This window comes from Neisseria weaveri, from assembly GCF_900638685.1.
In the GTDB taxonomy this organism is placed as follows: Bacteria; Pseudomonadota; Gammaproteobacteria; order Burkholderiales; family Neisseriaceae; genus Neisseria; species Neisseria weaveri.
This window is the reverse complement of record NZ_LR134533.1, coordinates 282,456-302,671: the sequence shown is the minus strand read 5'-3', so window position 1 is coordinate 302,671 and position 20,216 is coordinate 282,456. Positions and strand designations below refer to the sequence as shown.

19 protein-coding genes and 1 pseudogene are annotated in these 20,216 nt (G+C 51.1%); 9 read left to right on the top strand and 11 right to left on the bottom strand.

What is annotated here, in order from left to right; translation table 11 throughout:
- Nucleotides 1–83: 83 nt before the first annotated feature.
- From dnaX to EL309_RS01480, 5 genes are all read left to right on the top strand, one after another.
- Nucleotides 84–2,390: a DNA polymerase III subunit gamma/tau gene (dnaX, locus tag EL309_RS01500; RefSeq protein WP_004284291.1), complete on the top strand. Its 2,307-nt coding sequence runs from the start codon at nucleotides 84–86 to the stop codon at nucleotides 2,388–2,390.
- 130 nt (nucleotides 2,391–2,520) lie between these two features.
- Complete coding sequence (locus EL309_RS01495; protein WP_004284292.1) at nucleotides 2,521–2,856, top strand: YbaB/EbfC family nucleoid-associated protein; 336 nt, start codon at nucleotides 2,521–2,523, stop codon at nucleotides 2,854–2,856.
- Between the two features lie 273 nt (nucleotides 2,857–3,129).
- The gene (gene prfA, locus EL309_RS01490; protein WP_004284294.1) at nucleotides 3,130–4,206 is read left to right on the top strand and encodes a peptide chain release factor 1; all 1,077 of its coding nucleotides are present in this window, start codon (nucleotides 3,130–3,132) and stop codon (nucleotides 4,204–4,206) included.
- Nucleotides 4,207–4,398: 192 nt separating this feature from the next.
- Entirely contained in the window at nucleotides 4,399–4,719 is a 321-nt protein-coding gene (locus EL309_RS01485) for a DMT family transporter (RefSeq protein WP_004284295.1), read from the top strand.
- A gap of 91 nt (nucleotides 4,720–4,810) precedes the next feature.
- Entirely contained in the window at nucleotides 4,811–5,353 is a 543-nt protein-coding gene (locus tag EL309_RS01480) for a DUF924 family protein (RefSeq protein WP_004284296.1), read from the top strand.
- 126 nt (nucleotides 5,354–5,479) lie between these two features.
- On the opposite strand, the gene EL309_RS01475 is transcribed toward EL309_RS01480, so the two are convergent.
- The 5 genes and pseudogenes from EL309_RS01475 to EL309_RS01450 all read right to left on the bottom strand — a co-directional run bounded on the left by EL309_RS01475 (nucleotide 5,480) and on the right by EL309_RS01450 (nucleotide 9,792).
- A complete protein-coding gene (locus EL309_RS01475) occupies nucleotides 5,480–6,412 on the bottom strand; it encodes a cation diffusion facilitator family transporter (protein ID WP_004284297.1) in 933 nt (310 codons plus the stop codon).
- Nucleotides 6,413–6,520: 108 nt separating this feature from the next.
- Nucleotides 6,521–6,964: a GNAT family N-acetyltransferase gene (locus EL309_RS01470; RefSeq protein WP_004284298.1), complete on the bottom strand. Its 444-nt coding sequence runs from the start codon at nucleotides 6,962–6,964 to the stop codon at nucleotides 6,521–6,523.
- A gap of 105 nt (nucleotides 6,965–7,069) precedes the next feature.
- The gene (locus EL309_RS01460) at nucleotides 7,070–8,359 is read right to left on the bottom strand and encodes an ISL3-like element ISPpu12 family transposase (RefSeq protein ID WP_004283026.1); all 1,290 of its coding nucleotides are present in this window, start codon (nucleotides 8,357–8,359) and stop codon (nucleotides 7,070–7,072) included.
- A 21-nt stretch (nucleotides 8,360–8,380) separates the two neighbouring features.
- Nucleotides 8,381–8,893: a signal peptidase II gene (lspA, locus tag EL309_RS01455; RefSeq protein WP_040669628.1), complete on the bottom strand. Its 513-nt coding sequence runs from the start codon at nucleotides 8,891–8,893 to the stop codon at nucleotides 8,381–8,383.
- Between the two features lie 3 nt (nucleotides 8,894–8,896).
- A pseudogene (locus tag EL309_RS01450) lies at nucleotides 8,897–9,792 on the bottom strand (cation transporter).
- A gap of 95 nt (nucleotides 9,793–9,887) precedes the next feature.
- Here EL309_RS01450 and cadR point away from each other — a divergent pair.
- Together cadR and EL309_RS01435 are read left to right on the top strand one after the other, a co-directional pair.
- Entirely contained in the window at nucleotides 9,888–10,295 is a 408-nt protein-coding gene (gene cadR, locus EL309_RS01445; protein WP_004364961.1) for a Cd(II)/Pb(II)-responsive transcriptional regulator, read from the top strand.
- A gap of 141 nt (nucleotides 10,296–10,436) precedes the next feature.
- Complete coding sequence (locus tag EL309_RS01435) at nucleotides 10,437–11,444, top strand: IS5 family transposase (RefSeq protein WP_126382066.1); 1,008 nt, start codon at nucleotides 10,437–10,439, stop codon at nucleotides 11,442–11,444.
- A 174-nt stretch (nucleotides 11,445–11,618) separates the two neighbouring features.
- On the opposite strand, the gene EL309_RS01425 is transcribed toward EL309_RS01435, so the two are convergent.
- On the bottom strand, nucleotides 11,619–12,512 hold the full coding sequence (locus tag EL309_RS01425; protein WP_004284299.1) for a pirin family protein: 894 nt from the start codon (nucleotides 12,510–12,512) through the stop codon (nucleotides 11,619–11,621).
- A 109-nt stretch (nucleotides 12,513–12,621) separates the two neighbouring features.
- Between EL309_RS01425 and EL309_RS01420 the strand changes: the two genes are divergently transcribed.
- Nucleotides 12,622–13,008 carry an MliC family protein gene (locus tag EL309_RS01420; protein WP_004284300.1) on the top strand — a complete coding sequence of 129 codons (387 nt, stop codon included), beginning with the start codon at nucleotides 12,622–12,624 and terminating at the stop codon, nucleotides 13,006–13,008.
- 113 nt (nucleotides 13,009–13,121) lie between these two features.
- On the opposite strand, the gene ygiD is transcribed toward EL309_RS01420, so the two are convergent.
- The 3 genes from ygiD to EL309_RS01405 form a co-directional block, all read right to left on the bottom strand.
- Nucleotides 13,122–13,907, bottom strand: coding sequence for a 4,5-DOPA-extradiol-dioxygenase (ygiD, locus tag EL309_RS01415; RefSeq protein WP_004284301.1), 786 nt, complete (start codon nucleotides 13,905–13,907; stop codon nucleotides 13,122–13,124).
- 103 nt (nucleotides 13,908–14,010) lie between these two features.
- Nucleotides 14,011–14,616: a nitroreductase family protein gene (locus tag EL309_RS01410; protein ID WP_004284302.1), complete on the bottom strand. Its 606-nt coding sequence runs from the start codon at nucleotides 14,614–14,616 to the stop codon at nucleotides 14,011–14,013.
- Between the two features lie 49 nt (nucleotides 14,617–14,665).
- The gene (locus EL309_RS01405) at nucleotides 14,666–15,076 is read right to left on the bottom strand and encodes a DoxX family protein (protein WP_004284303.1); all 411 of its coding nucleotides are present in this window, start codon (nucleotides 15,074–15,076) and stop codon (nucleotides 14,666–14,668) included.
- Nucleotides 15,077–15,192: 116 nt separating this feature from the next.
- On the opposite strand from EL309_RS01405, the gene EL309_RS01400 reads away from it, so the two are divergent.
- Nucleotides 15,193–16,080 carry a LysR family transcriptional regulator gene (locus EL309_RS01400; RefSeq protein ID WP_004284304.1) on the top strand — a complete coding sequence of 296 codons (888 nt, stop codon included), beginning with the start codon at nucleotides 15,193–15,195 and terminating at the stop codon, nucleotides 16,078–16,080.
- Between the two features lie 39 nt (nucleotides 16,081–16,119).
- On the opposite strand, the gene EL309_RS01395 is transcribed toward EL309_RS01400, so the two are convergent.
- Nucleotides 16,120–17,295 carry a hypothetical protein gene (locus EL309_RS01395; RefSeq protein ID WP_126382064.1) on the bottom strand — a complete coding sequence of 392 codons (1,176 nt, stop codon included), beginning with the start codon at nucleotides 17,293–17,295 and terminating at the stop codon, nucleotides 16,120–16,122.
- Complete coding sequence (locus tag EL309_RS01390; protein ID WP_004284306.1) at nucleotides 17,226–20,135, bottom strand: NACHT domain-containing protein; 2,910 nt, start codon at nucleotides 20,133–20,135, stop codon at nucleotides 17,226–17,228. The genes EL309_RS01395 and EL309_RS01390 overlap by 70 nt, the downstream gene beginning before the upstream one ends.
- Between the last annotated feature and the right edge of the window lie 81 nt (nucleotides 20,136–20,216).

Here is a 20,216-nt window from a genome sequence, read left to right as displayed (position 1 = left end):
TTATAAAAACAGCGCGTGCATCCTTACCTGCCGCGCGGCCGCATACCAGCCTTCCTTTACCGAATTCAAACAAAAGAGAATCTATGGCTTATCAAGTTCTCGCCCGTAAGTGGCGGCCTAAAACCTTTGCCGATTTGGTCGGACAGGAGCATGTTGTCAAAGCATTGCGCAACGCGCTCGACGAAGGCCGCCTGCACCATGCCTATCTGCTTACCGGCACGCGCGGGGTGGGCAAAACCACCATCGCCCGCATTTTGGCGAAAAGCCTCAACTGCGAAAACGCCAACCACGGCGAGCCTTGCGGCGTGTGCCAAAGCTGCACCCAGATCGACGCGGGGCGTTACGTTGACCTGCTCGAAATCGACGCGGCTTCCAATACCGGCATCGACAACATCCGCGAAGTGCTCGAAAACGCCCAATACGCGCCCACCGCCGGCAAATACAAAGTCTATATCATCGACGAAGTGCACATGCTTTCCAAAAGCGCGTTCAATGCCATGCTGAAAACGCTGGAAGAACCGCCCGAGCATGTGAAATTCATTCTCGCCACTACCGACCCGCACAAAGTGCCGATCACCGTATTGAGCCGCTGTCTGCAATTCGTACTGCGCAACATGACCACGCAGCAAGTGGCCGACCACTTGGCGCATGTGCTGACGGTAGAGCAGATTCCGTTCGAGCCGCCCGCGCTGCAACTGCTCGGACGCGCTGCCATGGGTTCGATGCGCGATGCCTTGAGCCTGCTCGACCAAGCGATTGCGATGGGTTCGGGCAGCGTTACCGAGTATGATGTCCGCCAGATGATCGGCGCGGTCGACAAACGCTATCTTTACGAACTGCTGCAAGGCATCGTGAACCAAGACGGCGAAGAACTGCTGCGCAAAGCTCAGGAAATGGCCGCTCGCGCCATCGGTTTCGACAACGCCTTGAGCGAGTTGGCCATGCTGCTGCAACGGCTGGCGCTTGCCAAAACCGTTCCCGCCGCCATTGCCGACGACCCCGAACACGAAACCCTGCTGCGCTTATCGCAATATTTAAGCGGCGAACAAATCCAGCTCTACTACCAATGCGCCATCCACGGCAAACAAGACCTGAGCCTCGCGCCCGACGAATACGCCGGTTTCGTGATGACGCTGTTGCGTATGCTCGCGTTCGCCCCGATTGCCGCCAAAGCGCACGACCCCGACGGCGTGATAGAAGGCACGCAACTGCACAACCCCGAAGCGGCGGAGCCTGCCGCAAAAAAGCCGCTGGTTCTGCCTGAGCCGCCGGCCGAACCGAAACCTGTTCAGACGGCCTCCGAAACCGCAGCAAGGCCGTCTGAACAGGCTGTTGCACAGGCAGAAGATACACCGCCGTGGGAAGATGTACCGGAAACGCCCGCTGCGGCAGCGGACGGTTTTGAGACGGCCTCCGAACCCATAAGGCCGTCTGAAAAAGTTGAGACGCAAACAGCGGTTCAGGCGGCAGAAGCATCTTTGCAGAATCACACGCAGGAAACGCCCGCCGTGGCAGCAGAGCATTTTCAGACGGCCTCAACACCGATAGCAAGGCCGTCTGAAACCGCAGGTGAGCAAGTTGCCGTGCAAAAACAAGCCGCACCTGAAATGCTTCAAACCGGCCAACCCGAAGCTGCCACCATGCCGTCTGAAAGTATGGAAAGCCTTCAGACCGCAGCGGCAACCCCACCAGCAAGCACGGCAGACATTCAGACGGCCTCTCCGTTAAGCGAAGTTCAAAGTCCGCAAAGCATGCCGTCTGAAACCGCCGAAACCGCCTTTCAGACGGCATCGGATTATCCGCCCGAATATGCCGAAGCCCCGTTTGATACGGACGCGCCGCTGTATTTCCCCGAAGAATACGACTACCCCGAATATCAAACATACGAGCCGCCGATGCCGTCTGAAAACGCAGCGGATAGCGAAGACGATGATCAGGCCGAGGCCGAAGAGCAGACAGGTTTCGCCCCGCTGCCCGAGTTCGCCCCCGAAAACTGGGCGGCCATCGTCAAACGCCTCGCCCCCAAACTCGGCGCGGCACAAATGCTGGCGCAACACGCCGTTTGGACAAGCTATCAGCCCGAAACCGGCCTGATGATGCTCGCCCTCACCGACGAAGCCCGCGCCACCACTACCAAAGAGCGTTTGGATAAAATCCAAAACACCCTCGCCGACGCATACGGCCTGACCTTAAAGCTGCAAACCGAAGCGTGGCGCAACGACGCAGGCTGGGAAACCCCGACCATGCGCCGCAAACGCCTGCAACTCGAAGGCCGCCAAAAAGCACAGCAACTGCTTGAAGCCGACCCCGCCGCACGGCAGATTCTCGAGCTTTTCGAAGCCGAATGGCTGCCCGACACGCTGGAGCTGTTTGAACAGTCGGACTCTTAATGCGTAGAAAAGCCGTCTGAAAAAAAGCAAGCCTGTTTTTCAGACGGCCTTATCGGAAAATCAATCGTTTATATTGCCGATTTACTATTCAATAGGTATCATCAAACCCTTTTTAACCAGGAGTAAAACCATGTTCGGAAAAGCCGGATTAGGCGGCCTGATGAAGCAGGCTCAACAAATGCAGGAAAACATGAAAAAAGCACAAGCCAAGCTGGCTGAAACCGAAGTGAACGGCGAAGCAGGCAACGGCTTGGTTAAAGTAACCATGACCTGCAACCATGTTGTCCGCAAAATCGACATCAGCGAAGATTTGATCAAAGAAGCGGCCGACGACAAAGAAATGCTCGAAGATTTGGTGCTGGCCGCCATCAACGACGCAGGCAATAAAGCCGAAGAAACCACCAACAAAACCATGGGCGCGTTCACCCAAGGCCTGCCTGCCGGAATGGGCGACTTTTTCCGTTAAAACCAAGACCTTCGAGTCGGAATTTGCTTGTATGCAAACCGCCGGGCCGCATTGAACAAGCTTTGCGGCGTTGGCAGAATGCTTTGCATGCAACATATCAAGCCGTATGCCGCACTGTCGGGATACGGCTTGTTTTACGGCGTTTGGCCGGTGCGCAGTGCCGGCGGCGGCTGAAAAATTTTGTTGAGTCCGTTTTTTGATAACTGTAAAATAACGGGCTATTGGGATAGGCCGTCTGAATTTTCAGATGGCCTTAATTCACTGGAAGAATGAATGAAACCGTCTATTTTAGAAAAATTACAGCAGTTGGCCGACCGATTGGAAGAAGTGACCCATTTGCTGGGTTCTCCCGAAGCAACCGACGATATGGACAATTACCGCAAATTAACGCGGGAACACTCGGAAATCACGCCCGTTGTAGAGACCTTCCAAAAATACCGCCAGGCGCAAAACGATTTGGCGGAAGCGCAGGAAATGCTTGCCGATCCCGAAATGAAAGATTTTGCGGCGGAAGAAATCGAAGCGGCCAACGAAAAAATCGAAATGTTGGACGGTGAATTGCAGAAACTGCTGTTGCCCAAAGATGCCGACGACGATAAAAACATCTTCATTGAAGTCCGCGCAGGCACCGGCGGTGATGAAGCCGCGCTGTTTGCCGGCGACTTATTGAGGATGTACAGCCGCTTTGCCGAACGCAACCGCTGGCAGGTCGAAATCGTATCCGCCAACGAAAGCGATTTGGGCGGCTATAAAGAAGTGATTGCGCGTATCGTCGGCTTGGGTGCATACAGCCAGCTGAAGTTTGAATCGGGCGGCCACCGCGTACAACGCGTTCCCGCCACAGAAAGCCAAGGGCGCATCCACACTTCGGCCTGTACCGTAGCCGTGATGCCCGAAGCCGACGAATTGGAAGAAATCCAGCTCAATCCTGCCGATTTGCGCATCGATACCTTCCGCGCATCCGGTGCCGGCGGCCAGCACATCAACAAAACGGATTCTGCCGTGCGCATTACCCACCTGCCGACCGGCATGGTGGTGGAATGCCAAGACGGGCGCTCACAGCACAGCAACAAAGCGCAAGCCATGAAAGTATTGGCCGCGCGTTTGAATGATGCGCAAAAACGCGAAGCTCAAGCCAAAGAAGCGGCTGAACGTAAAAGCCTCATCGGCAGCGGCGACCGCAGTGAACGTATCCGCACATACAACTATCCGCAAGGCCGCGTTACCGACCACCGCATCAATTTAACCCTGCACAAGCTTGATTTCATTATGGACGGCGATTTGGACGAGCTGACCGGCGCCTTGATTGCCGAACATCAGGCCGAGCTGTTGGCCAATATGGGCGATTGACGTGTTTCGGCCGGTTTGGCGTTTCAACCGTGCCGCCCGTTTGATTTGAAAGACCGCAAAATCAGGCCGTCTGAATTTTCAGACGGCCTGTATTGTGTGCGCTGCGGTGTTTGAGAAATGTCCGGCACCGATATCGAGCGGCAGACAGCTGCGCGGCTGATAACGTAAAAATTGTAAAAATAAGGATAATGAATGAGTTGGGTATATCTGATTACGGCAGGCTTGTTGGAAATCGGCTGGCCGTTGGGCTTGAAGCTTGCACAGCAGGAAGGTTACCGTTGGCACGGCCTGTTGCTGGCTGTTGCGTTTATGGCGGCAAGCGGTTTCTGCCTGTTTTTGGCACAAAAAAACATACCCATGGGCACGGCTTATGCCGTTTGGACGGGCATAGGGGCGGCCGGCGCGTTTTTGGTGGGTGTGGTGTTTTTCAACGACGCCGCCACTTTCGGCCGTTGGTTGGGCGCATTGCTGATTATTTCCGGCGTGGTGGTGATGAAATTAAGCAGTACATAATGGTGGAAGCCCAAAATGATTCAGACGGCCTAACCTGCACCTGCCGCAATTCGGCAGGCAAACAGCACACTTTTATTCGACAAGGAGCAATATGATGAGTCCGAAAGATGTTTTGGATTTTTGGTTTGACGAAGCCAACCAACCGTATTGGTTTCAAAAAAGCGATGAATTCGATGCAAAGATCCGCAGCCGTTTCTACCCGCTTTGGCAACAGGCCGTATATTCGGAGCTGGACGGCTGGCGTGAAACGCTGCACGGCTGCTTGGCGGAAATTATCGTACTTGATCAGTTTTCACGCAATTTACACCGCAACAGCCCGCTGGCTTTCGCGCAAGACAATATGGCGGTGGCCTTGGCTCAGGAAGCCGTGCGCCAAAGCGGCTTTGCCGATATGCAACCGTCCGAACGCCACTTTATGCTGATGCCGCTGATGCACAGCGAAAGCCGTGCCATTCATGCGCAGGCGGAAAAGCTGTTTGCCGAATACACCACGCCTTATGCTTTGGACTTTGAAATCAAGCATAAAGTCATCATCGACCGTTTCGGACGTTATCCGCACCGCAACGAAGTGCTGGGGCGTGAAAGCAGCACGGAAGAACAGGCATTTCTGCAGCAGCCGGGATCATCGTTTTAAACCGCTGAAATGGTTGAACGGCAGGCCGTCTTTTCAGACGGCCTTAATTTTCAGACGGCCTGATAAAAATTGCAAAAAACAAATTGCCCGGCTTGACGGTTTGCGGCAATCGGAAAATTAGGGTGTTTAATGGTGATGGTGACGGTTTTCGGCTTGGGGGCGGCATAAGATGCTTTCGTCGTGTCCGTGTGCCGTGCTTTCGATTTGTATGCTGGTGTGGTGGATGCCGAGTGTGTGCAGTTTGTGTTCGAGTACGTGCTGCAAATCGGTGATTTCCGCGACAGTCAAACTGCCGTCAACGACCAAATGGCAGGATAGGGCATGGATGCCGCTGGCGATGCTCCAGAGATGTACGTCGTGTACGGATTGGACGCGGTGGTCGGATTTCAACAGCGCCAATACTGCTTCCAAATCGATTTCGGGGCTGGCCTCCATCAAGATATGCCAGGCTTGCCGGGCGGTAGACCAGCCGCCGCGTACAATCAAAACGGCCACGATCAGGCTGGTTAGCGGGTCGGCCCAAAGCCAGCCGAAAGCCATGATCAGCAGGGCGGCGGTTATGGCGGCGAGCGAGCCGAGTAAGTCGCCCAGCACATGCAGGTAGGCCGCTTTCATATTCAGGTTGTGTTCGATATCGCCGCCGCGGTGCATATACCAAGCAACAAATAGATTAATGCCCAAGCCGATGGCGGCGATGACCAGCATTTCGGTTGAGGCGACGCTCTGGGGCGACATGAGTCGGGAAACGGCTTCGTAGCAGATGTAGGCGGCGATGGCGAGCAGGGTCAGGCCGTTGAACAGGGCGGCCAGAATTTCCAGCCGCTTAAAGCCGAATGTGTGCCGTGCGGTGCTGTTTTTTCTGCCCCAAGCAACGGCCAGTAAGGCCAGCAGCAGCGAAGCGGCGTCGCTGAGCATATGCCCGGCGTCGGAGAGTAAGGCCAAGCTGTTCGACCATAAACCGCCGATAAATTCCACCAACATAAATCCGCCGATCAGGCCGAAGCTGACCGCCAGCGTGCGCAGGTTGTTGTGGTGGGCGTGGTGTCGGTGGGAAGGCATGGCGGTTCTCTCCGAATGGCTGGTGCGGTGATGACGGCAAGCGGGCGGTTTTTTATGCCGTCGGCGGTACTCAACGGGGCTTGAGGCAGTCTGAAAATCGGGTGCTGTTTAAAAATCCTTGCGGTATTGGATCATGCCGGTCGGACGCGCTACTTGCCGGTACAGGGCTTGGGCGGCGTGATTGTCTTGAGCCGTTACCCAATAGACGCGGTTGCAGTTTTGTTGTTCCGCCAGACGGTAAACTGCTTCGATCAGCAGCCGGGCGATGCCGAGTCGGCGGTATGTGCTGCCGACAAACAAATCTTCGAGACAGCAGCAATCGGTGGTGTGCCAAGTGTTGGGGTGCAGAACAATGTGGGCGAAACCCAACATCCGCCCTTGTCGGTCAAACGCGGCCAAGCCTTTGATGTTGCGGCTGCGGACAATCTGCTGCCATGTATGCACGGTAACGCCGGCGGCCAACTCGGTTTGACAGCAAGCCAAATATTCCTGCCACAGTATTTGCCATGCTTCGGCGTTTTCTGGAGTAAGCGGGCGGATGGAGACGTTCATGATGTTTCCTTGTTTTGTTAAACAGGCCTGAGACCTTTGCAAAATTCGGGTATACGGATTTAATGGTTGATGGGGCACCTTCACCCCATCAATCTGATACCACCCTCAGATGGTTGATAGATCGACTCCGTAGTTGAGTTCCTCTGCGAAGTCCGGCAGTCCGTAACCGATGGTTTTCTTGTAGAAAGGAGAGACCTTCGCAGTCGGTGCCTTCTTCTTGTGCTTCGTGGTGTAGAGCATTCGTGCCCGCATCACCTCGAAGGAGTAACCGCGCCCTTCACGGTTCTTGTCCTTGGCCAGTCGGTTGATGGACTCCGTGTAAGCGTTGGTGACGGGCATGTCCGTCTCGAAGTAGGTCATGGTCTCTTCGCGCCAGTTTCCCACTGCCCTGACCAGATCGCTCCAGACTTCCTTTTGGCCCTTCGGGATGGTGGCTATCCACTCGTCCAGGGCGGCTTCTGCCTGGAGCCGTGTGGTGGCGTCCCAGATGCCGTAGAAGCGCTCCTTGTGCTCGTAGGCGGCCAGCAGTTGCGGGAACGCGCCTGTCCAGGTCTCCATGATGAGGCGCTCCCGGTCTGAGACTTCGTGAGCGCGTTTCAGCAGGATTTTCCGGTCTCCCTTGAGAGTCCGGCTCTGGGACGGTTTCAGCTCCTTTCTGAGGCCCTTGCGCACTCTCTCTAGGGCATCGTTGACCATGCGCACCACATGGAACTTATCGACCACGATACGGGCCTGGGGCAGCACAGCCTTGACCGCTGCCCGGTAGGGGTTCCACATGTCCATGCTGACGATCTCGACCTTCTGCCGGTCTTTCAGCTTCATCAGGTAGTTGGTCACCACGTCCTGGCGGCGGGTGGCCAGCAGGTCGAGCAGGGTTCGCTCCTCAATGTTGGTCAGAATGCAGCGGTAGCGCTTGTTCAGGTATAGCTCGTCAATGCCCAGGATGCGGGGCGTCTCGAAGCGGTGCCAGCGCCCCAGGAACTCGGCGCGGGCGTTGAAGATGTCGCGCACCGTCTTCTCGTCCAGGCCGGTCTGTGCCGCCACAAAGGTGTAGGGGTGGTTGAAGGATTCCTTCTCCACGTACTCATGCAGCCGCAGTGTCATACGGAATCCGTCCACCATCTCCGGTAGCTGGGGCCTGAATGTTGTCTTGCAGGCCCGGCAGGTGTATCGGCGGCGGACCACCCAGAGAGTGACCCGTTTGCCGTGGATGGGCAGATCACGATAGGGAACGTCACGCTTGCCGAACCGTACGAACTCACCCTGCACGCCGCATTCCTCGCAGGCGATGGGATCGGGCACGTCCACCTGGAAGTGCATTTCGTCGTCGGTTGATTTGCAGCCCAGTACTTGGTATTGCGGCAGGTGAAGGATGTTGTCGGGAAGTTCGGTCATGGTGTTGTATAGGCGTAGGTGTCAGTCAGATCCATCCGACTCGGCATTGGTGTTTGCTTTTTTACCCAACAAGCTGCTGGAAACGAAAAGTAAGGCACCGAGGACAATTGCAATATCAGCCAGGTTGAAGGCCGGCCAATGCCAGTCTCGCCAATAGAAATCAAAGGAATCCACAACATAGCCGCGAAAGACCCGGTCAATCAGGTTACCCATGGCGCCACCGAGGATAAGACTGTAAGCGATGGCTTCTCCTTTATGACGATTTTCAAGGATCAGCTTGATCAGAAAAATCGAGACCACTACCGTGATTCCGATAAAAAAGTAGCGCTGCCAGCCTCCACCATTCGCAAAAAGACTGAATACGGCACCGGTGTTCCATAGGTGCACCCAGTTAAAGAACGGGGTCACCGAAACATACTCGCCATAGGCCATTGATTGCTGCACCAGCCACTTTACAGCCTGATCAGACGCTGCCAGCAGGCCCGATATGGACAATAGGGCATACGGCGAGAGCTTTTTGCCAATAATGAGCATTATTTAACCCTTCAACGCCAAAATGCGTCTGGCACCGTTAAGTACAATGCCCCCGCGATGGTGCCGATAATCAGATCCGGATAATTGGAACCGGTCCACGCGACCAGGGCGCCGGCGGTGATGACCCCCAGGTTGATCACCACGTCGTTGGCCGAGAATATCCAGCTTGCCTTCATGTGCGCCCCACCTTCCCGATGTTTGGATATGAGCAGCAGACAACTGGTATTGGCAATCAATGCGACGAATGCGATAGCCATCATCACCAGCGATTCAGGCTCACTACCGAATACAAAGCGTCTCACCACCTCTACGAGCACGCCCACAGCCAAGATCAGTTGCAGTACACCAGCAAGATGCGCGGCACGTACCTGCATTTTCACGCTATGTCCAACCGCATAAAGGGCAAGCCCGTACACCGCCGCATCGGCAAAATTGTCCAGGGATTCTCCAATCAGGCCGGTGGACCGGGCGATCAGACCGGCAGTCATTTCCACCACGAACAGAAGTGCATTGATGCCGAGCAACCAGCGCAGGGTCCCGGATTCTTGCTTAGCAGAAGCTGCCGAAAACTCGGCGGCCTTGATGGTCTCCGGATTTGCAGCGACGGTTTCCTGAAGCGAGGCGCCTAGCCCCAAGGTCTTCAGTTTCGAGGTGACGGGCTCGACCTCGCCGTCATGCACGACCTTCAGCCGGCGGTTCGACAAGTCGAAGGACAGCGCCCGAACCTCCTCAAAGCCGTTCAGGGCTAGGCGAATCATTCGCTCTTCTGATGGACAGTCCATCTTCGGCACGGCATAAACACTGACCCATTTCCCTAGCGCCTCGGAGGAGGCCTGTATATCGGTATCCGCTGCGGACATTGCATCACCGCCACAGGCGCCACCACAGGATTTGCTCATGATACGACTCCACTTGAACAATGTTGTGGTACCATTTTAAACTATAAAGCTACTATAAGGTCAATAGAGTAAAGAATCCGTTGGGGAGGAGGCTGATGCGCATTGGTCAGTTGGCGCAGTTGGTAGGGGTCGAAACACAGACGATCCGCTTCTATGAACAGCAGGGCTTGTTGCCGCCGCCTGATCGGCAGGACAACGGTTACCGTGTCTATACCGAGAAGCATGGTGAGGGGCTGGCCTTCATCCGTCGCTGCAGAATCCTAGGCCTGTCACTGGCTGAGATTCACGAACTACAGAGCTATCAGGATGACCCTCATCAGCCTTGTACCGCCGTCAACGCCTTGCTCGATGATCACATCTCTCATGTGCGGTCGCAGATAACCGCTCTGCAAGCGCTTGAGAAACAACTCGTTTCACTGAGAGCGAGTTGCAACGATGACCGGGAAGTTGAGGCGTGTGGGGTTCTTGCTGGAATTAGCGAAGGAAACATGCACCAGCAGTAGGTGAAGCATCAACCAGATAATCCGATGAGATGCCGGTCTGTCTCACTCTCATGCAAAGGTAAGATCAACCATTTAATCCGCTTACCCCAAAATTCCTCCCAATCCCCTAAATTCCCTCCCAAGACATTTAGGGGATTTTTCATGAGCACCTTCTTTCAGCAAACCGCACAAGCCATGATTGCCAAACACATCGACCGCTTTCCTCTACTGAAGCTGGAGCAGGTGATTGATTGGCAACCGATCGAGCATTACCTCAACCATCAAAGAACCCGTTACCTTCGAGACCACCGCGGCCGTCCCGCCTATCCCCTGCTGTCCATGTTCAAAGCCATCCTGCTCGGCCAATGGCACAGCCTCTCCGACCCCGAACTCGAACACAGCCTCATCACCCGTATCGATTTCCAACTCTTCTGCCGCTTCGACGACTTTTGCATTCCCGACCACAGCACCCTTTGCCGTTTCCGCAACCGGCTGGCACAAGACAACACCTTGGCCGAATTACTGGATCTGATTAACCGCCAACTGACTGACAAGGGTTTAAAAGTAGAGAAAGCATCCGTCGCCATCGTTGACGCCACCATTATTCAGACGGCCGGCGGCAAACAGTGTCAGGCCATAGAAGTGGATGACGAAGGGCGGGTCAACAGCCAAACCACACCGAGTAAAGACAGCGATGCCCGTTGGGTAAAGAAAGACGGCCGCTTCCATCCGGGTTACAAACAACATACCCGTACCGATGCGGAAGGCTACATTGAGAAACTGCACATCACTGCCGCCAATGCCCATGAGTGCAAACACCTGCTGCCTTTGTTGGAAGGCCTAGCCAAAGGCACGACTGTCTATGCCGATAAAGGCTACGACAGTATGGAAAACCGGCAACATCTGGAAGAACATCAGTTGCGGGACGGCATCATGTGCAAATCCCACCGCAACCGGCCGCTGACGGAAGCGCAAACCAAACGTAACCGACACTTATCGAAAACCCGTTATGTGGTCGAACAAAGCTTTGGTACGCTGCACCGTAAATTCCGCCATGCCCGGGCAACTTATTTTGGTCTGAGCAAAGTGAGTGCGCAAAGCCATCTGAAGGCGATGTGTTTGAACCTGCTGAAAGCAGCCAACAGGCTACGTGCGCCTGTTGCCGTCTGAAAGGCAGCTCAGATACCCGATTATCGGGTATTTGAGGGGAATGAAGGGATATTTAGAACGGAAAACAGCCGAAATCCTGTGTTTGGGTTTCGGCTGTTGGGTATAGGGGCTATTTTGCAAAGGTCTCAGGCCGTCTGAAAATTTCAGACGGCCTAAGTTCAGACGGCCTATACGCTATTTGCCCGGCATTTCAGGGGCAGGGAGGCGAGTGAGGCGGGTGCCGTTTAGATCTATTTCGGAGCCGAAACGCGCACTGCCGTTGTTCCAATCTTCGATAGCGCGGCGTAGGGCTTCGCGGCTGTCGGCGACGAAGTTCCACCAAATCAAAGTGGGACGCGGCAGCAGTTCGCCGCCCAGCAGCATAAAGTGGCTGCCCGCTTCGGCTTGCAAAGAAAACGATTCGGCTTGGCCGGCGGCGATGAAGGCCAGTTCGTCCGCGCCGAATGTTTCGCCGTTGATGCGGACTTTGCCTGCAATCACCAATACGCCGTATTCCCAAGACGGGTTTGCCGGAATATCGAGTTTTGCGGCGTTCGGGCATTGGATGTCCACGCCGAGCAAGGGGCTGTGTTGGGCGGTGGGTGCGGTGCGGCCTTGATAGCGGCCGGTGGTGAGGATGTAGCGCACGCCGTTGTCTTCCCATTCGGGCAGCTCGGGGTAGTGTTGGAAATCGGGCTTGATGTCTTGATTCATCGGCAAGGCAATCCACAGTTGTACGGCGTGCAGATTTTTTACGCCTTCGGGCGTTTGTTCGGTATGGGCAATGCCGTGTGTGTCGCCCGTGCCGGCCGTCATCAAATTGACTTGTTTGGGGCGGATAAGCTGGCGGTGGCCCAAGCTGTCTTGGTGCCATAATTCGCCTTCAAGCATCCAAGTGAAGGTTTGCAGGTTGGTATGCGGATGCAAACCGATTTGGAGGCCGTCTGAAAAAGCGTTAAATTCGGCCGGGCCTGCATGGTCGAGAAAACACCATGCGCCGATGGTGCGGCGGCCTGCCTGCGGTATCAGGCGGGCAACGGGAATGCCGCCGACGTCTTTGGTTTTGGCACTTAATTTTTGAGGGTTCATGTTGTGTGTTCCTTGTTTTCGTGGTGCGGATTGTTGCTGACAAAATCATCTCTTAATAATGGTTTCGCTGTGAAGCATATTTAAAATATACCTGATTTAAGGATTTTCTATGAGCATTTTCAAAAAGTTGGCTCCTATGGCTTTGGTTTTGCTGGCAAGCGCCTGCGTAAGCCTTGAGGGTGTTGAAATCGGCGGGCTGGATAACGGCGCGTCAAGCGGTTCTTCAAGCAATATCGGCAAGTTCCGTTGCGACAACGGCTATAAGGTTTCGGTCAACCACCGATCAGCCGATCATGCCGTGGTCAGCTTCAGCAACGGCAAGGATGTTTTTATGGTTCCTACCCGCCGCACCCGTTCTGCTTCAGGCGATTATTTTGTGAACGATGAAAACACCTTAAGATGGCATGAGCAAGGCGGTACGGCGGTGCTGACTTATCCTGACAGCCAATACCGAACGAATAAAAAACTGTGGGATACGGTTTGCCGCCCCCGTTAATCGGTCGGCTTTAATGTTCAGGCTGCACGGAAAGGGTTTCCGTGCAGCCTGATTGTTTTAGCGGAGGCCGTCTGAACATATAAGCTGTCGATTAAATCATCAGGCAAATTACTTTATCGAATCAACACCGAAGTCATGCTTAACGAACCGCCGACAATCTCGTCGTTGAACAGCTTGACTTCATCTTCTTCATCGCGCAACGCCATGATGTAGAGCAGGGGCAGGTAATGTTCGGGCGTGGGCACAGATAAAGCGGCAGCCTCGCCCAAGCGCAAGTAGTGGATCAAGGTTTCGTTGTCCCGATTCAAAATGGCTTGGTTGATGTCGCGGCGGAAGGTTTCTGCCCATTCGTAAGCCGCACCCGCTTGGCGGATATGGGTAAAGCTGATGGTGCGCAGGTTGTGAACGATATTGCCGCTGCCGATAACCAACACGCCTTGTTCGCGCAATGGCTTGAGCTTTTGCGCCAGTGCGAAATGCCATTCGGCGGGTTGATTTCGGTTCAGGCTCAGTTGTACGACGGGAATGTCGGCTTCGGGATAAAGATGCTTGAGTACACCCCATGTGCCGTGGTCGAACCCCCGAAGCATATCGACGGATACCGGTTCGGGCGCGAGCAAACGCTGCACTTCGGCGGTAAGTTCGGGGCTGCCCGAAGCAGGATACTGCACTTGGTTCAGCTCTTCGGGAAAGCCGTAAAAATCATAAATCATGGCCGGAGCCGCGCTGCCGGATACTTGCAAAGCATCGCCGTACCAGTGAGCGGAAATCATCAGTATGGCGCGGGGCTTGGGAAACTGCGCCGCAACCTGCCTGAAGCCCCGGGTAAACGGATTATCCGCTTCGATAACGTTCATCGGGCTGCCGTGGCCGAGAAATAGGGCGGGGGTTTTGTTCATAGGACTATTGAAATGTAACGATGCCTGTCTGAAAACGGATAACGCAGGTTTTTGTGCAGCCAACCCTTAACCCGTTTCAGACAGGCATAATCAATCAAACGGTTTACAAGCCGAATACTTTCAGACGGCCTTCCAGCGGCTCGAATGTTTTCTCACCCGCAGGCGCATCAATGCCGCCGAACACCATTTGCGCACGCAATGTCCAATTGGCGGGAACCGACCATTCTTGGGCAACGGCGTTGTCAATCAGCGGATTGTAGTGTTGCAGGTTGGCGCCGATACCGGCTGCGGCCAGCGTGGTCCATACTGCGTATTGGTGCATGGCATCGGCGTGTTCCGCCCAGATGGGGAAATTGTCGGCATAGCTGGGGAAGCGTTCCTGCAAGCCTTTTACGACGTTTTGGTCTTCAAAAAACAGCACCGAACCGGCCGCGGCTTTAAACATATCCAGCTTTTGCTGGGTTGGCTCGAATTTCTCGGCAGGCACGATGGCGCGCAGGGCATCTTCGGCAAATTGCCACAGCTTTTCGTGTTCCGCACCGAACAGCACCACCACACGGGTAGATTGCGAATTGAATGACGAAGGCGTGTGCAGCACGGCATGTTTCACCATCTCGGCGACTTCGGCAGCAGGCAGAGGCAGGTTTTTGTTTAAAACGTAAACAGAGCGGCGGGTTTCCGCGGCTTGTTGGAGTACGGTGTAAGTCATGATGGTTTCCTTAAAGGATGGTGAAAAGAAAGAGCGGTTTCAGACGGCATTATAGCTTTTTGCCCAACTTATTATCCAAAGCCCAAGCGCCGCCGCCCGCCGTTGCGATATACAGGAAAATAAAGCAGAACAGCGCCGCCGCTTCGCCGCCGTTTAGCAGTGGCAACAAAGGCGCTTTGGCCGCGTGCGACATAAAATAGGCAACCGCCATCTGGCCGGACAACACGAACGCCACCGGACGGGTAAACAAACCCAACAGCAATAACACGCCGCCCACAACTTCGAGAATGCCGGCCAAACCGTAAATCGACATCAGCTGCAAGCCGTCGAACATCTCAATATGCGGCAACGCAAACAGCTTCGCCGTGCCGTGCAGCATAAACATATAAGCCGAAACGATGCGCAAAACAGACAATAATATGGGTTGGAAACGGCTCAAATTTGAATGGGTATTCGTCATGATGATTACTCATCATGATGATTACTCATATAGTGGAAAGATGAGCACAGTATAGATATTTCCCTTTTGTGGATATATACTCTTTTTGTTTAACAATCATTTCTCAATAAGAAATCATGGATACCCTGTTCAGCCTCAAAGTGTTCCGCCAAGTGGTCGAAAACGGCAGCTTCACCCGCGCCGCCGACCATCTCGGCATTTCCAACGCCATGGCCAGCAAACACGTCAGCCATTTAGAAAATACCTTACAAGCCAAACTCTTACACCGCAACAGCCGCAACCTCCACCTCACCGAAACCGGCGAAGAATACTACCGCCAATGCTGCCACGCCCTCGAAACCCTTGAAACCGCCGCCCAAAAAGCCGCAGGCGTTACCGAAAAACCGCAAGGCATCCTACGCATCACCATGCCGCAATGGTTTGCCAGTCCGCGCGTCAGCCGCTGGATCAGCGAATACAAACAACGCTATCCCGAAGTATCCCTCAACTTGGTACTCAGCAACCGCCACACCGACCTCATCGCCGACGGTTTTGACCTCGCCTTACGCGTCTCCAACGACCCCGGCCCCTCACTGATTGTCAAACCCTTGGCCGATATTCAGTTTTTCCTCTTAGCCTCACCCGATTATCTACGGCGCAACGGCGTACCGCAAACCCCCGAAGAAGCCGCGCAGCACCCCGCAGTGCTGCCTTCCTACACCGACATGAGCCGCCTCGAAATCCAACACAAACACAACGGCCAACGCAGCCTGCTCGAACTCAACGCAGCCATACACAGCGACAGCACCCTCATGGTCGGCAGCTTGATCCGAGCCGGCGCCGGCATCGGCTTCCAACCCGAATGGTGCGCCTGCGAAGACCTAACCGCCGGCAGAGTAGTGCGCCTGCTGCCCGATTATCATTTCCTGACAGCAAAACTTTATGCCGCTTATGTGGATCGTGCGTTTTTAAGTGCGAAGGTGAGAAGTTTTATTGATTTTTTGAGTGAGAAGGTTAAGGAGTGATTGGTAAAGGCCGTCTGAAATTTCAGACGGCCTTAATCATTATCTTGAAACATCCAAAACAAAAACATCAATCTGCTTTTTCAAATTTTCAGGAATTTTTTGCTCAATACTGATTTTTAAGTCTGTTGCATTTGAAAATTCATGTTTAGTTCTACCGGCTACTTCTTCTTGCGCACCAAACCATAAAACCAAGTAAATGCCTTGCTGATGGGTATTAGGGTGGTTGGCGTAGCGCTCGTATAATTGCTCTTCTGCTGCCGAATAAAGTGCACGATGCCATTGCCCTTTTACTTCGGTAACCAATAACAACCTTTGATTATTAACTATTTTAGAACAGGTAAAATCACAGCGGTTGGTATCATGCATTTGATGTTCCAAGGTAACTGTAACTCTTCTTGATTCAAGGCGAAGTCTCAAACGATCGGCAATGATTTGTGTTGCCCTATTTTCATCGACCCGTTGGCCTCCGTCGTAGAAAATATCTTTGGAGGTAATATCATGTCCGTTCAAATCAGCTTGATAGCGTTGCAATTCTTCTAACAATACTGTACGGAAATGTTCAATGCTGATAATTTCATTTTGCTCCAGCATGGCTTTTATTTGCAGGGCTTCCGGCGCTTGAAAGTTTTGTAGTGCGGTTTTCTGTAAATAAGTAAAACGAATGCTTTTCAGACCTGTATGAAACACTTCATATTTGTCATTATTCAGCAAGCGGTCAATAACAGGAACCGGATTGCAGGATTTGTCGTTATCGATTTTCCAAATTAAATCGCTCAAGAAGCGGTAAGCTTTTTCCGGCTTGGGGCTATCTGAACCATACATATTAGGTAAATCTACTTTAGGCCATTTATCTATAAAAGCGTTTAAAACGGCTTCTATTTTTTCGGCTGAAAGTGTTAGCCACTCTCTATAATCTCCAAAACTGCCGATATGTTCATCTAAGATAAAAATAGTATCTTTATCTTGAGCCAGCCATTGCCAATATGGTTCATATCCTGTTTCTAACAAATAGAAAGCATGGATAAACCAGAAGTTACGGCTATTTTCCAGTTGCTCGTCATTTGTTTTCTCAGGGTAGTTGTTCAGTAATGTTTGACATCTATTGGTAATCAAATCTTTGAGTTGTTCTCGATTGGTATCAAATTCTATTGCTTGCTCAAACAGTTCTTTTTGCGCGTATCCAAATATGTTTGGAAAACGGACAAGCCATTCCAAAGATAGGATTTCTCTAAAGGTTGGAAGTATTTTTCATCCCTTAACCAGCTTACTTGCGGATGTTGGCAACTGCTATCTGTTAATTGGGGTTCGATATAGTTGCGTAAAAAATTTTCTACTTGCTGCGGCGTTTTAAAGATCAAGCGGTCAATTTCTTGCTTTAATCCATCTCGTTCTTCTGTCAATATTGCAGGGTAGTGCGTATTTAAATGAGTTCTTAACGCAGTTAAAAACTCAAACGAAACTCTGTTTAGATTTTTGTCCCGTCTAAATATTTCTAAACAAGCAGCATATAAAACTTGCACTACATTAAGAAATTCGGATTTACATTGAAGCTGTGCTAGTTCTGCCAAGTCGGGGACATGTGGCGCAATAAATTCAAGGCAATTGCATAAAGCATTTCTAACGAGGTTTTCGTCACCGAATTCTTCAATGATTTTTTGTGGGTTCATTAAAGTTAAGGAAGAAAACCTTTGTAAACACCGCCAGTGTCTACCACTTTCTACTAATTCTCTGTTTTCCTGTATATATTGGATATTCTTTTCACGGATCATTTTTTGTCTATGATCATATTTTTTCCGTCTTCTACCGATTTTGAAGTTACAAGCGGATTTTTTAAAACATGATTTGACATTTCGGTTATCTTTTGCCCATATGCGTAATAATTTCGGTTTTTGTAATGCTTGCTCACGCATATGTTTTCGTAGTGGGTTGGGGAGTTTTTCTTTATTATATGGATGATATCGAGGGATGAAGAATTCCCATAGTCCTGTATTACCTATTTTAAAAGCTAAATTAACGATATACCAATAATCTTGTTGTTGGAAAAACAAGCCCGCATGTCCATGCCACTCAAGTTTCTTCCATTTGATCTCATTTATTTTTTCATACTCAGTTTCATGCTCAAATAAAAGCTTGAAAATGCTTTGCCTTAACTTATCGTCTTCTTGCAAGATTTGCACAGAAAGACTTTTTTCTTTTGTGATGCAGTTTTGAAAATATAGGTTACCAATCCATTGCCAAACTTGTTCAGGACAATAGGGTTGGGTAGCCAATTCAAAATAACGATCTAATAACCTGCCGATAATTTTGCTGATACCGATACGGCATTGACAGTTATATTCTACATTGCAGGTGCATGATAAATTGGCAGAAAGCTTATTTAGCAAATATTCGACAGTTTCCAAATCTAATTTTTGAATAAGCTCTCTAATAAAAAATCTTGTGCCAAAAATGCGGGGCTGGAGGTAGCTGACAGAATATAATTTCTCACAAGCTCGGAGTAGACGTAGAAGATCTGTTTTTTCAAAAATACCGGTTGGCAAAGTCATTACCATTTCTGCTGCAATTTGCAGAGATGTTTCTCCAGCTTCATCAAGCAAAAAATTAAAATTGCTTTTGTGATCATAATCCGTAACTTTTAATAAACAGCGGCTTGCTGTATTACGGATATACCGCTCACTGCGTCCAGTTCCTACATTACGCAGAATGTATTTAAGCTCGTTGGTCAATTGCGGCAAAATTAACGAATCTTCCAATAATTCCAATAGCAAATCTTGTAGGTGTCCGGTGCTGTTTTTTTCTTGTAATAATCCTTTAATTTCAAGAACCGTATCCGAAGTAAAAAAACCGAATACGCTAAAGCTCCTCCATCTGTCGCTACGACGGAAAAGAGGATTTTGCTCATTCAAATCTTTTAATCGGTGTAAGAGCTTCATTTTAGATGATGGTAATAATAAAGAAGGATCTCCGTTTGCTAAGACAGCATAAGGGTCTAAATCAATTAGAGTTTCTTGAATGTTCTGATTTTCAGTTAAGGCGGCAAGCCAAGCTATTAATCCCCTTAATTCGTCACGAGTTGTGCCATTGGGGGCAATAATAGATAAGCATTGGCGGAGTGATAGCGGATCAGTAGCTGACTGCAAGCGTTTTGCCAAATATTGCGCGGCACAATATTCTGCAATAATTCTGTGTGCGGGCTTATGTTGCTCGGTTTGCTCTGCCGGATGAAAAAGTTGGGTCGCTAAAATTTCTTTGATTTGCGGATTGTCATGCAGGGTGCTGATATGCGGATAAAATCGGGTTGTGGCTTGATCACTAACGCTTACACCTTCCGAACCTGATAGCAATAATTTAGCGAAGATATCTTCAGCAAGTGCTATTTTTTGTTCAGATGGCAGGGTGTTTCTTGCTGAAATACATGGGTTATTTTCTTTAGCTAGATTTTCTATTGCTTTTTGAAATGCAGTACGTCGGTTGGTAAATGTTTTTCCACTTTCTAAATATGCACCGGAGAAAATTCTTAAGAAAAGGGGATTAATCAATAAGGGAGTGAGTTCAATTCGCTCTGCTTCTCGCTGGAAGACACTAAAATTTTCAGTAGGACAATAATGTTCAAATAATGCTTTTTGTTCTTTTTCATTAAAAGCATTGAGATAAACGACCAATGGTTCTTCTCCAAAGATCTCTTTGCAGAATTGAGTATAGCTTTCATACCATTCACCCGAACGGCTGGATAAGATTAGTCTATTCGGTTGGGCACTTTTAACTTGACCGATGATTTTGAAAATGCCGGAATCATCTATTCTTGCCAATTCATCAAAAGCATCTATCACTAAATCGGTATTACTAGAAACAGTTTGATAAATAAAAGTATTGGCAGTAAATTTTTGTGTACTTAATTGCTTGGCTAGGCTGTCTAATAAAGATGTTTTTCCAGCACCCGGTTCAGCCAATATGATAATCAGCTTATGATTTAGGCCGAGAAGCTCAGATTGCTGATAAATTTTGCCGACAGGTGTTTGTAGTCTGCGAGGTAGGTAAAAGTTTTCGTGAGACATTTTCTGTGTTTAATGAAGATAATGTAATGAATTTTATCAAGGTTTATTTCTTAGTTCATTGAAATCATCATAATAATAGGT

Bases quoted from the DNA above. Each gene is read 5' to 3' on its own strand.
- ygiD (WP_004284301.1), bottom strand. From the start codon at position 13,907: ATGAACAAAACCCCCGCCCTATTTCTCGGCCACGGCAGCCCGATGAAC.
- EL309_RS01420 (WP_004284300.1), top strand. From the start codon at position 12,622: ATGAGCATTTTCAAAAAGTTGGCTCCTATGGCTTTGGTTTTGCTGGCA.
- EL309_RS01405 (WP_004284303.1), bottom strand. From the start codon at position 15,076: ATGACGAATACCCATTCAAATTTGAGCCGTTTCCAACCCATATTATTG.
- EL309_RS01410 (WP_004284302.1), bottom strand. From the start codon at position 14,616: ATGACTTACACCGTACTCCAACAAGCCGCGGAAACCCGCCGCTCTGTT.
- EL309_RS01470 (WP_004284298.1), bottom strand. From the start codon at position 6,964: ATGAACGTCTCCATCCGCCCGCTTACTCCAGAAAACGCCGAAGCATGG.
- EL309_RS01390 (WP_004284306.1), bottom strand. From the start codon at position 20,135: ATGTCTCACGAAAACTTTTACCTACCTCGCAGACTACAAACACCTGTC.
- EL309_RS01495 (WP_004284292.1), top strand. From the start codon at position 2,521: ATGTTCGGAAAAGCCGGATTAGGCGGCCTGATGAAGCAGGCTCAACAA.
- EL309_RS01400 (WP_004284304.1), top strand. From the start codon at position 15,193: ATGGATACCCTGTTCAGCCTCAAAGTGTTCCGCCAAGTGGTCGAAAAC.
- EL309_RS01475 (WP_004284297.1), bottom strand. From the start codon at position 6,412: ATGCCTTCCCACCGACACCACGCCCACCACAACAACCTGCGCACGCTG.
- EL309_RS01460 (WP_004283026.1), bottom strand. From the start codon at position 8,359: ATGACCGAACTTCCCGACAACATCCTTCACCTGCCGCAATACCAAGTA.
- cadR (WP_004364961.1), top strand. From the start codon at position 9,888: ATGCGCATTGGTCAGTTGGCGCAGTTGGTAGGGGTCGAAACACAGACG.
- dnaX (WP_004284291.1), top strand. From the start codon at position 84: ATGGCTTATCAAGTTCTCGCCCGTAAGTGGCGGCCTAAAACCTTTGCC.
- lspA (WP_040669628.1), bottom strand. From the start codon at position 8,893: ATGCTCATTATTGGCAAAAAGCTCTCGCCGTATGCCCTATTGTCCATA.
- EL309_RS01480 (WP_004284296.1), top strand. From the start codon at position 4,811: ATGATGAGTCCGAAAGATGTTTTGGATTTTTGGTTTGACGAAGCCAAC.
- EL309_RS01425 (WP_004284299.1), bottom strand. From the start codon at position 12,512: ATGAACCCTCAAAAATTAAGTGCCAAAACCAAAGACGTCGGCGGCATT.
- EL309_RS01435 (WP_126382066.1), top strand. From the start codon at position 10,437: ATGAGCACCTTCTTTCAGCAAACCGCACAAGCCATGATTGCCAAACAC.
- prfA (WP_004284294.1), top strand. From the start codon at position 3,130: ATGAAACCGTCTATTTTAGAAAAATTACAGCAGTTGGCCGACCGATTG.
- EL309_RS01485 (WP_004284295.1), top strand. From the start codon at position 4,399: ATGAGTTGGGTATATCTGATTACGGCAGGCTTGTTGGAAATCGGCTGG.